General features: G+C 48.2%; 9 protein-coding genes and 1 pseudogene. 6 read left to right on the top strand and 4 right to left on the bottom strand.

Features of this window, described 5'->3' with window-relative positions; all coding sequences use genetic code 11:
* Positions 1–264: pseudogene (locus tag VN105_RS27360) on the bottom strand (TIGR01457 family HAD-type hydrolase); the annotation flags it as partial.
* A gap of 180 nt (positions 265–444) precedes the next feature.
* A complete protein-coding gene (locus VN105_RS27355) occupies positions 445–1,242 on the bottom strand; it encodes an alpha/beta hydrolase (RefSeq protein WP_325646251.1) in 798 nt (265 codons plus the stop codon).
* Between the two features lie 69 nt (positions 1,243–1,311).
* Here VN105_RS27355 and VN105_RS27350 point away from each other — a divergent pair, with 69 nt between their 5' ends.
* Complete coding sequence (locus tag VN105_RS27350) at positions 1,312–1,902, top strand: TetR/AcrR family transcriptional regulator (protein ID WP_325646249.1); 591 nt, start codon at positions 1,312–1,314, stop codon at positions 1,900–1,902.
* A 40-nt stretch (positions 1,903–1,942) separates the two neighbouring features.
* Here the strand turns inward: VN105_RS27350 and VN105_RS27345 are convergent, their stop codons facing one another.
* Complete coding sequence (locus VN105_RS27345) at positions 1,943–3,481, bottom strand: MFS transporter (protein ID WP_325646247.1); 1,539 nt, start codon at positions 3,479–3,481, stop codon at positions 1,943–1,945.
* 192 nt (positions 3,482–3,673) lie between these two features.
* Between VN105_RS27345 and VN105_RS27340 the strand changes: the two genes are divergently transcribed.
* The 4 genes from VN105_RS27340 (at position 3,674) to VN105_RS27325 (ending at position 11,587) form a co-directional block, all read left to right on the top strand.
* The gene (locus tag VN105_RS27340; RefSeq protein WP_325646245.1) at positions 3,674–6,124 is read left to right on the top strand and encodes an FtsX-like permease family protein; all 2,451 of its coding nucleotides are present in this window, start codon (positions 3,674–3,676) and stop codon (positions 6,122–6,124) included.
* Between the two features lie 137 nt (positions 6,125–6,261).
* Entirely contained in the window at positions 6,262–7,254 is a 993-nt protein-coding gene (locus tag VN105_RS27335) for a lipid A deacylase LpxR family protein (RefSeq protein WP_325646243.1), read from the top strand.
* A 44-nt stretch (positions 7,255–7,298) separates the two neighbouring features.
* The gene (locus tag VN105_RS27330; protein WP_325646241.1) at positions 7,299–8,669 is read left to right on the top strand and encodes a thioredoxin family protein; all 1,371 of its coding nucleotides are present in this window, start codon (positions 7,299–7,301) and stop codon (positions 8,667–8,669) included.
* Between the two features lie 101 nt (positions 8,670–8,770).
* Positions 8,771–11,587, top strand: coding sequence for an outer membrane beta-barrel family protein (locus VN105_RS27325; protein WP_325646239.1), 2,817 nt, complete (start codon positions 8,771–8,773; stop codon positions 11,585–11,587).
* Positions 11,588–11,640: 53 nt separating this feature from the next.
* Here the strand turns inward: VN105_RS27325 and VN105_RS27320 are convergent, their stop codons facing one another.
* Positions 11,641–12,456, bottom strand: a complete 816-nt coding sequence (locus VN105_RS27320; RefSeq protein ID WP_325646237.1) for a GLPGLI family protein — start codon at positions 12,454–12,456, stop codon at positions 11,641–11,643.
* A gap of 160 nt (positions 12,457–12,616) precedes the next feature.
* On the opposite strand from VN105_RS27320, the gene VN105_RS27315 reads away from it, so the two are divergent.
* Entirely contained in the window at positions 12,617–14,107 is a 1,491-nt protein-coding gene (locus VN105_RS27315; RefSeq protein WP_325646235.1) for a HAMP domain-containing sensor histidine kinase, read from the top strand.
* Positions 14,108–14,140 lie beyond the last annotated feature (33 nt).

The following is a 14,140-nucleotide window of genomic DNA, read 5'->3' as shown; positions in this document are numbered from 1 at the left end:
TGCCGTACCATTTTCTTTTTTTGATGCCAGGTATCTCGCGGTAGCCATTGCACAGGTGAAAATATCGGTATCATTTACCTTAAAGCCCATTTTGTTCAGCTTATAACATACGTCCCTGCTGGTTCTCTGGCTATTGTTGGTAAGAAAAAGGAAGGGCAGCCCTTTATCTCTCAGCCCGTTAATAAATTCTACAGCCCCGGGAATTGGTTCGCTGCCTTTGTAGATGACGCCGTCCATGTCGATCAGAAATCCCTTTTTTTTCATAGCAAATCAGGTGTTGGTTTTTAAACTGGTTTATTGCTCAAAAAGATCCATGGAATGAATAAAGGGAAGATGCATGGAATGAATAAAGGCAGGAAGCTGCATAACTGCAGCGATAATATCTCCCTTAAAGATAATAAAATAATTTAGAAAGTTATTTTTTTATGGAGATGGATAACGGGGTTATGCATTTGTTTGTAAAAACAATTCCAGGTGATGGTTAAATATTTCCGGCTGTTCCATGTTGGGCATATGTGATGCATCCTTTATCACCGCCAGTTGCGCACCGCTGATCTGCTGCTGCATGCCCTCCGCCACGGCTACCGGTGTAAACCCGTCTTCTTCCCCTACTATAACCAGCACCGGGCAGTAAATATGCGGTAGCATAGCCGTATGATCCCTTCTTTCGGCCCTGCCCCTTTGTACTGCGGCAGCGCCCAGCGGGTTGGTGCTTTCCATCATCTCTCGCAGGCGCTTCACTACCGCAGGTTGCGTTGCCATCGTTTTTTTACCGAGAAACCGGTGCAAGTGTTGCGCGGTATAAAACATCATTCCTTTCTCCGCTAAATCATCTGCCAACTGCAACCGCGCCTGGTAACTTTGCGCGCTCTCCGCCTTTGCATCCGTATCTGCCAGTACCATGGCGTGAAACAACTGTGGCGCTAAACGGTACAGATCAAAAAGTATTTGCCCGCCCATAGAAAGTCCCACGAAAGTGGCCTTCGTAATTTGTAATGCCTCCAGCAAATGAATGAGGTCCAGCGCCAGTTCGTCCAGCAGCGTGGTGCCGGAAGGAATACTGCTTTCTCCGTACCCCCGCAGGTCGGGTATTATCAGCCGCCTGCCGGTTTTGAAAGCCCCTACCTGCTGATCCCACATGCTGCGGTTAAATGGCTGCCCGTGAACAAATACCACCACCTCCCCGCTTCCATGATCATCGAATACCAAGTTGATTCCTCTTACTTTTATTTGTTGCTTCATTATTAATGAGACTTTTGTCTCACGAAAATAATATCTTTACACCATAATTCAAACATCAAACTTACAGGCATGGGGAAATTATCATTGGACGATGGCAGGGTGGAACAAAAATTAAAGACCAGGGAAAAGCTGCTGGCAGTGGCTAACACGCTGCTCCTGCAGGGAAAAGAGATCAGTGTGGAACTGGTAGCTAAAGAAGCCGGCATCTCCAAAGCTACGGCCTACCGTTATTTTACAGGTACCTCTTCCTTGAAGCGGGAAGCTTCGTTACAACTGAAAGCCCAAACAAGCGACGACCTGTTCGCAGGCATCTCTGAAAAAGACCTGAAAGCAAGGCTTAATAAACTGATCGATTATCACTTCGATCTCTTTACAAAAAATGAAACGGAGTTCAGGTTATTCCTCAGTTCTGTGATATCGGAATCCATTCACCCGGAAACGGGCTACTCCAGGGCGGGCCGGCGTATTGTACTGATCACCGAAGCGCTGAAGCCACTGCGGAAAACACTGCCTCCTGCTACCTTTCAGCGCATGGTAAATGCCCTGGCTGTTTTTTTTGGGATAGAATCTGTTACCGTGTTGAAAGACCTCTGCCAGCTGGATAATAAAGCAGTGCTGGAAACATGGCGCTGGGCGGTACACCGGATTGTGTTCGGGTAAACATCAGACGCAAATGCAGAAAGACAACACCCGTAAACCATTACTCCTTGGCCGGCGGTTTACGGATAAACAGGAAACCCATCAGGCCGCCCAGGAAAGCAAGACCGGCAGATAACTGCATGATGCGTCCGTAAGCGGTAATAAACCCATCCTTATACACTTTACGGATCATGTGGTGATGTATACTGTCAATATCAGCAGGTACGGTAGCATTGCCCAGGTTCACCGTTTGCGCCACCACTGCCTCTTTCTGCGAAGCGTTTAACGGCAACACGCGGATTTCCCGTTGCACCGCGCCCGAGAAAAAAAGCACTGCCAGTGCACCGAAAATGGCATTGGCAAAAACACCGGCAATACGGGTCACCGCGTTATTCACCCCCGAAGCAGTGCCCGATAAATGATCACTCACCGACCCCATTACCGTGGCAGTTAACGGCGCCACCGTGAACGACATACCCAACCCCAATCCCACAATGCCCGGGAAGAAGGTAGTCCAGTATGCTTCCGCACCACGTGTTTGTTTTACAAAAGACAGTAACAGCAAACCAACGCCGGCAATACAGGGACCCGCTACCAGGAATAAACGCGGGCCATATTTATCAGCCATACTTCCGGCAAAACGCGCAATGAGGATCATCAGCACCGTAAACGGCAAAAAGGTAAGCCCCGACTGCAACTGGCTGTAGCCCTGTACCTGCACCATATCCAGGGAAAGGAACAACATGCCGGCGCCAAGACCCGCATATAAAAAGAAGGTAAGCAGGTTGGTACCTGTAAATGTTAAGTTCTTAAAGAGCCGCACCGGCAGCATCGGGTGCCGGCTTTTGTTTTCCACTACCATAAAAATCACCAGCAGTAGTATCCCTCCCGCAATAGTACCATACACCTGCGGGTTACCAAACCCCAGCGATGGCATACGCAGGAACCCAAAAGTGAGCAGTGCCAGTCCTGCTGCGGTGAGCACCGCCCCGGGGAAATCGAGCCGCTGATCGCCCTCCGTTTCCCTGCTTTCATTCACCTTCCAGGCCAGGAACACCAGCGCCACTATACCAATGGGTACATTGATAAAAAAGATATACCGCCATAGCCCCGCATCTGCCAGGGCGCCGCCCAGCACCGGGCCGCCCATGGTAACCAGCGTAGTAACGGCAGACCAGGTACCGATCGCCTTTCCTCTTTCATTTTCATTAATGGAAGAGGTAATTAGGGAAAGACTTCCCGGAATCATCAGGGCGCCGCCTATACCTTGTATCATCCGGAACACAATGAGCATGGTGGCGCTACCGGCAAACCCGCAGGCGGTGGAGCCCAGGATAAACACAAAAATACCGGCCATAAAAACCTTTTTGCGACCCAACCGGTCGCCCAGCGAACCGCCTATCAATATAAGTGAAGCCAGCATCAGCATATAGGCATTCAAGACCCAGAACAATTCAGCAGCCGATGCCTTCAGGCTCTGCTGCAGCGCCGGCAACACTACATTTAGTGCCGTACCATCAATAAAAGCCATGGCGGATGCAAGGATGGTGGTTACCATTACCCATTTGCCTGCGGAACTGTGAAGCGCTACGGTTGTCATAATACATAAAAGACGGTGAACAATGATTAACGTACAATTGCTTAAAATGTTCCCGCGTTCGTTTCCGGACACTCCGGTTACACAAGCGGACAACTTACATGATAACAAAAATCGTAACAATATCAGTATCAATGCCCGTTATTAATGGCATATTTTTCATTCCCTGGTAATGCATCCCACATAATTCCTGTTATGCTCAAAAGTTATATAAAAATAGCCTGGAGAAATTTGCTCCGCAACAAGGTTTACGCGGCTATCAATGTGACAGGCCTTGCCCTGGGCATCAGCGCCTGCCTGGTGATCTTTCTCAGCGTTCATTTTGAGCTGAGCTATGATAACTTCCACCCCGGCAAAGAAAATATTTACCGGGTAGTATCAGAGATTGGTTCACCGGAGCGGGGCATTCATAAAATATCCAGCGTACCGGACCCGGCCCCGGAAGCATTAACCGGCCGGTTCAGCGGCATTGAAACGCTGGCAGCCATTCATCCTGTTTATCCCAAAACCTCCGTTACCGGCAGCAATGGCGTAATAAAGAAATTTGAAAGCGGCAATAAACCCGATGTAGTAATTGCTTACCCCGAATATTTCCGCGTGTTCCAATATACCTGGCTGGCCGGCAAACCTGCAGCAGCACTGCAGGACCCATTCAAAGTAGTGCTCACTGCCAGTAAAGCCGCGAAATATTTCGGTGATCTGCCGGCGGAAAATTACCTTGGGAAAATAGTTAACTATGACGATTCTATCCCGTTAACAGTAGCTGGCATTGTGAAAGACCTGCCACAAAACAGTGACCTCATCTTCAACGATTTTATTTCCTTTGCTACTATAAAGAACAGCCCGTTCAAAAATCAATTTGGGTTCGATCAATGGGGCATGTTCGGAGGCACCCAGGCATATGTGAAATTAAACCCCGGAACAGATACGGTGCAACTCAACAGGCAACTGGCCGCCTTCGCCGCTGAGCGTGTGATGGTGGCCGCAGGAGAAACCAAGGTATTCCGGCTGCAGCCATTGCGGGATATTCATTTTAACAGCGACTATACAGATGATTTCGGTCGCCGGGCGCATTTGCCTACCATGTACGGGCTCATGGCCATCGCGCTGTTTATACTGGTAATTGCCGCCATCAATTTTATTAATCTCTCTACCGCACAATCGGTAGAACGGTCCAGGGAAGTAGGGATCAGGAAAGTGCTGGGCAGCAATAAACGAAGCCTGGTCATGTATTTCCTTACGGAAACGTTCCTGCTTACCGCATCCGCCGTGCTGCTGTCGCTTTTAGCAGTGAAACCCTTACTGCAGGCATTCAGTTCGTTTATGCCCAACGGTGTGTCGCTGCATTTATTCAGCTGGCCTACCCTCCTGTTTCTCTTACTGCTTACTTTGTTCACCACTTTATTATCCGGCCTGTATCCTGCAAAAATATTGTCTTCCTTTCAACCGGTGCAAAGTCTCAAAGGAAGCACCGGGCTTAAAGGAAACCAACGGGGATATCTTCGTATAGGCCTGGTGGTTTTCCAGTTTACCATCTCCCTGGTATTTATTATCGGTTCCCTGGTGATCAATAACCAGATCAGGTATATGCTGAACAAAGATCTTGGATTTAAGAAAGATGCGATCGTCACCTTTGACACGAACCGGGCCTATGCCAAAACCCTTCCGGGCGTGCTGGCAGACAAGATCCGGTTGCTGCCGCAGGTAGAAATGGTAAGCCTGAGCCAGGGACCGCCCTCCGATGAACATCATTGGGGCACCTTCCTGAAGTACACGGACAAAAACGAAATGGAGGCAGATTGCCATCTGGAATTTGGGGATGAAAATTATGTACCGCTATACCAGCTAAAACTGGTAGCCGGCAGGAACCTGCGTACTACCGATACCATCAGTGAAGTATTGATCAATGAAACCTGTGCCAAAGCATTGGGCTTTAAAACCCCGGCAGATGCAGTAGGTAAATTTGTACAATCGGGTATCAGCGATGGCCCCTCCCGGAAAATCATCCCCGTAGCCGGCGTAGTAGCCGACTTTCACGCATTGGCCCTCCGCGACCGGATCAAACCGGTTTTCATCGTTTCTTCCCGGGAGGTATGCCGTTTTGTAAATGTAAAACTGACACTCGCAGGTTATAGCGGGGAACAGCTTCAACACACCATCAGCGATATAAAAAAAGTATATGAGGAGATCTATCCCAATGAAAAATTCGATTATCACTTTTATGACGATACCATCCGCAAATTTTACGAACAGGAACGGCGGATGGAACAACTGATGAACACCGGCATGACCATCGCCATTGTTATTTCCTGTCTTGGTTTATTCGGCCTCGCCGCTTTTACGGCCCGGCAGCGTACCAAAGAAATCGGTATCCGCAAGGTGCTGGGCGCCAGCGTAAGCAATATTGCCGCCCTGCTGAGCAAAGACTTCCTCCGCTACGTTTTCATTGCAACGCTGCTGGCATCTCCCATTGCCTGGTATGCCATGCACATATGGTTGCAGGGATTTGCCTACAGCGCCCCTGTTTCCTGGTGGATATTTGTAGTGGCCGGCCTGGCCGCCATGCTGATTGCACTCATTACCGTAAGCTTTCAATCCGTAAAAGCAGCACTGGCCAACCCGGTGAAAAGTCTGAAAGCAGAATAACCTTATTATCTTTTCATGATCTTTTTAAGATGAAAAGCTGGTTGATAACAGCCGGCTTTTGTTATCAATAAAACTTATAGGACAATCATCTTTATTTATCTTCATTATACGATCTTTGTACAGATGTCGGGCACAAGATGAAAAAGACGATCTTATCAGTATTCATTTACTGTGGCTTAATAGGTATACCCCGGGATGATCTGAGAGCACAGACTTCCGATGATAACACGCGGTTGTTCCGCTTTTACGAAGACAATGACTTCATTAACCTGAATGGTAATGGAACGGATCAGGCATATACCAACGGTACGCGCTTCGACCTGTTCTATACCCGTAGCCGGCCACCCCGCTCCTTCGACCGGTGGATGCCCAAAGCCGGTAAAGAAAGCGTTAATACATATGGGTGGGGATTTATGCAGGTGATGTTCACCCCGAAAGACCTGCGGAGGATACAGCCGGTACCCGGCGATTTCTCCTATGCCGGCGGATTGTTCCTCACACATACCATTCACTCTGCCAACCCGGTGCATAAATACAACCTGCAAACAGAATGGTTCGCCGGTGTAATGGGCCCCTGGGCGCTGGCAAAAGAAACCCAAACGCTTGCCCACCGGATCCTTGGTTTCGAACGCCCCAGGGGATGGCGTAACCAGATCGGGAATAAACTACTGCTCAATCTTAATTTTACTGCAGAAAAACAAGTAGCGGCCATTAAAAAGATCGCGGAGGTAACAGCAGGCGGACAGGTATACGCCGGTACCATGCTGAACGGCTTCGCCCTGTATTCACTGATCAGGATCGGTAAAATGACACCTTACTATAACGGGTACATTCCCCAATACGCCACTACAAAGCACTGGCAATTGTATGGTATTATCCGGCCCAGCCTGGAGCTGATGTTTACAAATGCCCTTGTAAAAGGAGTGGCGCCACTGGAAGACGAAGGGCAACCTGCCCAAAAAAATCAGCCAACTTTTGCGAATAATAAACTGCTGGCTGGTATCGACTGCGGATTGGTAGCCGTATATGGGAAAGTAGGATTCTCGCTTACACAAAGAACCATGTCGCCTGTAATTAATGGCGTATCACATCACGAGGTGGGCAATATTTCTTTCTATCTTGCATGGTAACGTAAACAACTGTATTTTTAGTTTCATTTAACATCCGCCATGTTATGAAACTCAGATTCATTCCAATCATTCTTTTCTGCCTGCTACAGCGCCCGCTTTTTTCGGGTGCGCAGTCTGCCGCCGGCATACGCTTTTCCAGCAAGAGTTTCGAAGAAATACTGCAAACCGCCCAAACAACCGGTAAAACCATTTTTATTGATGTATATACTGATTGGTGCGTGCCCTGCAAAAAGATGACGGAGGAAATATTTCCTATGGCGGCGGTAGGCGATTTCTACAATGAAAATTTTATTAACTACAGGATAAATGCAGAGGCAGGCAATGGCAGGGGCATCGCGGAAAAATACCAGGTTAACAGTTATCCTACTTATCTTTTCCTGAATAGCTCCGGACAGATCATTCACAGAGGCGTAGGATACAACGCTGATCCCGGCATATTCCTGCAATTGGGCCATTTGGCAATGCAATATGCACAAAGCAATTATACTATTGAAGATTGGAAAAAGATGTACGAAACGAACCGGCGCAACAAAGCGTTCCTCGTAAAGTATATCAATAAGCTCGACTCCCTTGGTATGATAAAAGAAACAGCATCCGTACTGGATCAATACGTTAGTTTACTTACGCCTGCCGGTATCACACCAACGGTTGCACGCTTTATACTGCGGCACCTGAAAGATGCCCAATCAACCTCATTTGATTTTATAAAGGCTAACCAGGACCTGTTTCACAGGTATGAATCAGCAGACGAGCCGATGGAGACCCTGAGCATTGCCTATGCCAACGCCATTGTAGCTACCACTATAAATGCTATCAGCAGCAGGAACCGGCAGGAGCTGGACCTGGCAACAGCAAAGGCCAAAGGAATGAAATACCAGACCATCCGGTTTCCGCTATCATTTTTCGGGTTCCGCATGCAATATTTTATTTCAGCAAAAGACAGCGCCGGCCTGCTGCAGGAGCTTCGTTCTTTTTCAGATTCCACATTGCCCGGCCTGCTGCCACAGGTAAATACAAATAATCAACTGCTGTACCGGGAAAGAATGCAGCCTTACCTGACCGGGAAAAATGACAGTATAAAAGATAAGGCGCACTATGATCAGCTGAAAGCAACACATAGCCCCTATTCGGATTACATGACTCAAATAGTGAATAATGCAGCCGGCAAATTCTTAGCATACGGCCGTAACCGGGAAGATTATCAAAAGAGTATTGCTTTGGGTAAAACCTCACTGGCGCTGAAGAAAAACCAACCCGGTATTTTGAATACGATGGCAAAAAGTTATTACAAACTCGGAAAACGTAAGCGGGCATGCAGGTACCAGGCAATGGCGGTCAATTTTGCTGAAAATGCCAAGATGAAGGCTACTTACGACGAAGAATTAAAGAAAATGAAGTCCGGATTAGAGTTATAGAATTACTCAATACATTAACCTTCCTTAACATTAATGCAAGGCTTGTTAACCTGCTTTTGCGGAACGCGGACCTACTTTCGGTTACAAAGTAAATGTCCGCTATGCAAAAAATCTACCTGTGGCTGCTTGCCTGCTGTTTATCCGTTGCAGCCAACGCACAGAAAAATGGTGTGATCAAAGGAACAGTAGCCGATACCAGTGCCGGTCGCCCCGTGGCATCGGCCACCATCACCCTGTTGCTGCAAAAAGATTCCTCGCTGGTATCCTTTACCATGACCAATGAAAAGGGATACTTTGAAATTACAAATGTTCCCGCCGGCGAATACCGGTTGCTCATCACGCACGTAAAATACCATTCCCTGCAACGCCGCGTCACTATCAGCGCAGCAACACCGGTAGCCAGTTTTCCTTCCCTTATCCTGCACGACCTGAGCATTCATCTGAATGAAGTGGAGATCACCGGCGAAGCGCCACCGGTAACGCTTGTTGGCGATACCATTCAATACAACGCAGGCTCTTTTAAAACACCGCCAAATTCCAACGTGGAACAGCTGCTGAAAAAACTGCCGGGTGTACAGGTGGAAAAAAATGGCACCGTAAAAGCACAGGGCCAGAAAGTAAACCGTGTACTGGTAGACGGTAAAGAGTTTTTTGGCAATGATCCTAAAATGGCCACCAAAAATTTGCCCGCCGATGCGATAGACAAAGTGCAGGTATACGATCGCCTCAGCGATGCAGCGCAGCTCACCGGCTTCGACGACGGCAACAGCGAAAAAACAATCAACCTGAAACTGAAACAAGACAAAAAGAAAGGCATGTTTGGCAAAGCCATGGCCGGTGCAGGTACCCGCGACCGGTACGAAGGACGTTTCAATATCAACTCCTTCAAAGGCGCAAGACAACTCTCCGCCATCGGCATGGCCAACAATACCAATGCGGAAGGATTCTCCTTTATGGATATGATGAACTTCAGCGGGGAACTGAACCAGCTCCGGCAAAGCGGCAGCGGTAATGCCAGCTTCACCATGAGCAGCGACGACGCTGCCGCCGCATTCATGAGCAATGGCAGCGGCAATGGCATCAATACCGTATGGGGCGGCGGGCTCAATTATAACAACATCATCGGAAAAAAAACCGAGTTCACCAGCAGTTATTTCTACAATCACTATAACCCTCAACAGGAAAGCGATACACGGCGACAGTACTTCCTGCCGGATTCCTCCTATTTCTATAACCAGCATGCTGCCAGCAATAACCTGAACAATACCCACCGCCTTAATCTCGGCGCCGATATCCGGATCGATTCCCTGCACTCGGTTAAGATTTCCTCCTCGTTGGGATACCAGGAAAACCGCAACAACAACAACAGTACCTATGAAACCCTTTCGGAAGATCAGCAGCTGGCTAATGAAGGCTTCAGCAACAACTATTCCACCGGTCATGGCAGTAACCTGCGCAATGATATTCTATTCAGAAAAAAATTTCAGCATAAAGGCAGAACCTTTTCACTGGCCCTGCAAAACAGCGCCAATAAAAGCGAAAGCAACGGCAGCCTCCTGTCTGTGAACCACTTCTATAACCGTGCTGCTTCACAACCCGGTTACGACTCCATCCACCAACGGAACACCATATCCGGCAATATGAACAGTTATACCGCCCGCGCCGTATATACGGAACCGTTATTCAAACATTCCCTCCTGGAGTTCAGTATCGGTAACAGCTATACGAAAACTACCTCCGATAAAACCACCTGGGACTACAACGGCAGCAACGGGAAATTTGACCAGCTGAATCCCGTACTCACAAACAATTTCGAGAATACCTACCGCTATACCAACGCCGGTATCCGCCTGCGCACCAAACAGAAAAACTTCAGTCTCGCTGCCGGCCTTAACTGGCAGGACGCCTCGCTGGAAGGCACCATCATTGCAGGGAAAAAAGATTCCGTGATCCGCCAAACGTTTTATAACCTGCTGCCATCGCTGCGTTTTCAGTATGACTTTACCCGTTACCGCAACCTCAGTATCAACTATGCTGCCATTACCAACCAGCCTGATATGACCCAGTTGCAGCCTGTACCGGATATCAGCGACCCGCTCAATATCCGCGAAGGAAACCCCGATCTGAAACCGGAACTGACACATGCAGTACAGCTGAACTTCATCTCTGTAAATCCATTCAGGAACAAAAACCTCTTTGCATTTTTTAATATCCGGGAAACGCAAAACAAAATAGTAAACGATGATGTAGTGGACAGTCTTGGCATTAAGCGCAGTCGCCCCGTGAATGTGAACGGCGTTTTTAACATGTCCGGCAGTATCAGCCTCGGGCTGCCTCTCCGCGCCCTGAAAGGCACAGTGAATTTCAGCAGCAATGTGGGCTACAGTAAAACCAAACAGTTCATCAACAAAGCAGCTAACGGCATCAGTACTGTTTCGCTGGGGCCCGCCATGCGCTTTGATCTTAACCCTGCCGACAAACTCGATCTTTCATTCAACGCAGGCATCAATTATTACAACACCACTTATTCCCTGCAGCCTGCACTCAACAGCGGTTACTTTATGCAGCAGTATGAGGGGGAAGTGAACTGGCAGCTGCCGGCCAATTTCTATATCAGCACCAGCTTTAATTATGTGGTCAACAGTCGGCGTACAGAGGGTTTCAATGCAAAAGTGCCGTTGTGGAATGCGTCTGTAAGCCGGCAGTTCCTGCGCTTTAACCGGGGAGAACTGAAGCTGAGCGCATTTGATATCCTCAATGAAAATGTGGGCATCAACCGCAGTACCAACCAGAATTATATTGAAGACAGCCGCGTCAGGAACCTGCAACGTTTTTTCCTGTTAAGTTTTACTTATAGTCTTAGTAAAAACGGCCTTTCAAGTGCCGCCATGCCGGGTATCAGGATGATACGGCGTTAGAAGAGTGATGTAAAAAAGGGCCGGAATTTTCCGGCCCTCCTGCTGTTATTTATTTACTGGCCAATCCTTGTAGCCCGCATCATACCGCCTCCGTTGCGTTGCATTTCCGCCATCAGTTTCTCCCTTGTTTTATTAAATTCTTCCCCGGTTACTTTCTTTCCTTTGGAAGGCGCCCTGATAGCAGCAAGATCTGTTTCAGGAGATATTTCCAGCGCCTGGTAAACGGTAGCGCCGTTATTGATATCGATAGCCAGGATAAGGCCGGGAAGCTGTCCCTGGAAATCAGGACCGGCCGGCACCGGAACAGCCAGTGTAAACCAGGCAGTGATGTTGGCAGTATCCGCCACTTCTTTGCTTTTCATTTGCCCGTTTTCTATAGTGCTCATCTGCCGCTTGCCAATACGTTGTGCAACGGCCTGCTGGCAGGGATAATTGAGGATGGTGCGGGTATCGCCGGTCATCTTCCAGCTGAGCGGCTGAATACTGTCTGTAATGATATAGTTCTTCGCTGCAAACTCCCGCTGTTCCACTACCCGGTTGCTTGAAAAGCTGGTGTAACTCACCTCATTGTCGCCTGCCACCATCATGCGTACATGCATACCGCCTTCGGCTGCAAATTCTTCGGGGGCCTCTTCTTCCACGGCGCGGCGGAGCATCTGCCCGTTGCCAAACAATACCTCCAGTTTATCTTTTCGGGAATGCGGCAGCAGGTTATCCGGTACTGCATCCGCATTTGCGCCGGCTGCTATGCCCATCATACGCAGCTGCATTTGTACCGTGCGTTCGTAAAGCACGCGCCCCTGTTGCTGCTGGGCATGTGCAGTTAACAGGCATCCGCCGGCTGCCAGCGTAAAAATTATTTTCTTCATGTTATATACTTTTAAGAATATAAAGCTATTTCCTTCCCGCTGAAACAGCCGTTAACATGACTTGATTTAATGTTAATTTAGGTTAATGTTTCCGGGTTCCCGAAGCAGGAAATGATACATTTGCCGTAGTATTGTTATTTCTTACCATTCAATCAATTTAGTGCGATATAAACTTTCCATACCGGCTACTGTTTTCCTGATTGCGCTAACCATCTTGCTGATCACTGCTTTCCAGGCATACTGGCTAAGTAATAATTACAGGGAAGAGAAACGGTTGTTCACCGTACGCACCAATATCCTTTTCAGGGAAACTATTTTCCGCCTGCAGGCGGTGAAGCTGAACCTGGATTCCAATATCAGCCTGCGGGTGCAGGGCCGTGCAGGTATGACGGGTATCTCCAATGTACTGCAGGAAGGAATCAGGGATTCCGCGATGCCCGGCCACATGGTCCGGGGGTTTAAACGCACCATGGTAGTGGCGTTAAATACAGCATCCGTACCAGCCGACGATACCTCCATGAATGTACGATACGATGTAGCCAGGGCAATGCCCGCCGCCGGTGTTGTTCAGTTCCTGGCCGGGGTAGATTCCCTCCGGGACTCCATCACGGTAAAGGAAGTGGTAGACCGGTACCGACAGGCGCTGGAACGGGAAAAGATCAACGTTCCTTTCGTAGTGAATGCCACTCCTTTTGATACCTCCCGGATGTATAGCACCTTCCCGGACGACATTGACGGCAACACCGTTACCATTGGCTTTACCAAACCAATGAACTACTCCGTAACGTTCGACAATAATACCTGGTACCTGCTGAAACGGATCAGTCAGCCTATACTGGTATCATTCTTCCTGCTGGCAGTTACTATCTTCTCCTTCCTCCTGCTATACCGGAACCTTAAACAACAACAACGGCTGGCGCAATTGAAAAATGATTTTATCAGCAACATGACCCATGAGCTGAAAACACCCATTGCAACAGTGAGCGTAGCTATTGAGGCATTGAGGAATTTTGATGCACTGGAAGACCTGCAAACCACGCTCGAATACCTGGATATATCTGCCAATGAAATGAACAGGCTGGCTTTACTGGTAGATAAAGTACTGAAGCTGTCGATGTTTGAGAACAGGGAAATTCCTTTGAACAAAGAACCTTTTGACCTTACCGACCTGGCCCGCAGTGTAATGATCTCCATGAAACTGCAGTTCGAAAAACAACGCGCCGTTACTACTTTAAAAAGAACCGGCCATAACTTTACCATCACTGCCGACAAACTGCATATGACCAGCGTACTGTATAACCTGCTGGATAATGCGTTAAAGTACAGCGCCCAGGACCCCAATATCCTGATCCACATCATTGATCACAAACAATACCTGGAACTGCGTGTAACCGACAACGGTGTAGGCATTGCCCGTGAATACAAGAGCAGGATCTTTGAGAAATTTTTCCGGGTGCCCAGCGGCAACCGGCACAATATAAAAGGATATGGCCTGGGCCTCAGCTATGTATCGCATATTGTACAGTCGCACATGGGATTTATTGAAGTGGAAAGTGAACTGCATAAAGGAAGTTCCTTTTCCATCAAGCTTCCTTTTACAGAAGCGCCGGTGATCCAATACGATAAAAACCGCCGGGTTACAAAAGCATAAAACAGGAGAAGATGAGCGTTAAAATTTTATATA

Origin of the sequence: Chitinophaga sp. (genome assembly GCF_035564935.1) — a bacterium.
In the GTDB taxonomy this organism is placed as follows: Bacteria; Bacteroidota; Bacteroidia; order Chitinophagales; family Chitinophagaceae; genus Chitinophaga.
The sequence above is the reverse complement of the archived record's forward strand: the minus strand, read 5'-3'. Positions and strand labels throughout refer to the sequence as shown.

Coding starts and splice junctions, on each gene's coding strand:
- VN105_RS27345 (WP_325646247.1), bottom strand. CDS start 3,481: ATGACAACCGTAGCGCTTCACAGTTCCGCAGGCAAATGGGTAATGGTA.
- VN105_RS27355 (WP_325646251.1), bottom strand. CDS start 1,242: ATGAAGCAACAAATAAAAGTAAGAGGAATCAACTTGGTATTCGATGAT.
- VN105_RS27325 (WP_325646239.1), top strand. CDS start 8,771: ATGCAAAAAATCTACCTGTGGCTGCTTGCCTGCTGTTTATCCGTTGCA.
- VN105_RS27330 (WP_325646241.1), top strand. CDS start 7,299: ATGAAACTCAGATTCATTCCAATCATTCTTTTCTGCCTGCTACAGCGC.
- VN105_RS27350 (WP_325646249.1), top strand. CDS start 1,312: ATGGGGAAATTATCATTGGACGATGGCAGGGTGGAACAAAAATTAAAG.
- VN105_RS27340 (WP_325646245.1), top strand. CDS start 3,674: ATGCTCAAAAGTTATATAAAAATAGCCTGGAGAAATTTGCTCCGCAAC.
- VN105_RS27320 (WP_325646237.1), bottom strand. CDS start 12,456: ATGAAGAAAATAATTTTTACGCTGGCAGCCGGCGGATGCCTGTTAACT.
- VN105_RS27335 (WP_325646243.1), top strand. CDS start 6,262: ATGAAAAAGACGATCTTATCAGTATTCATTTACTGTGGCTTAATAGGT.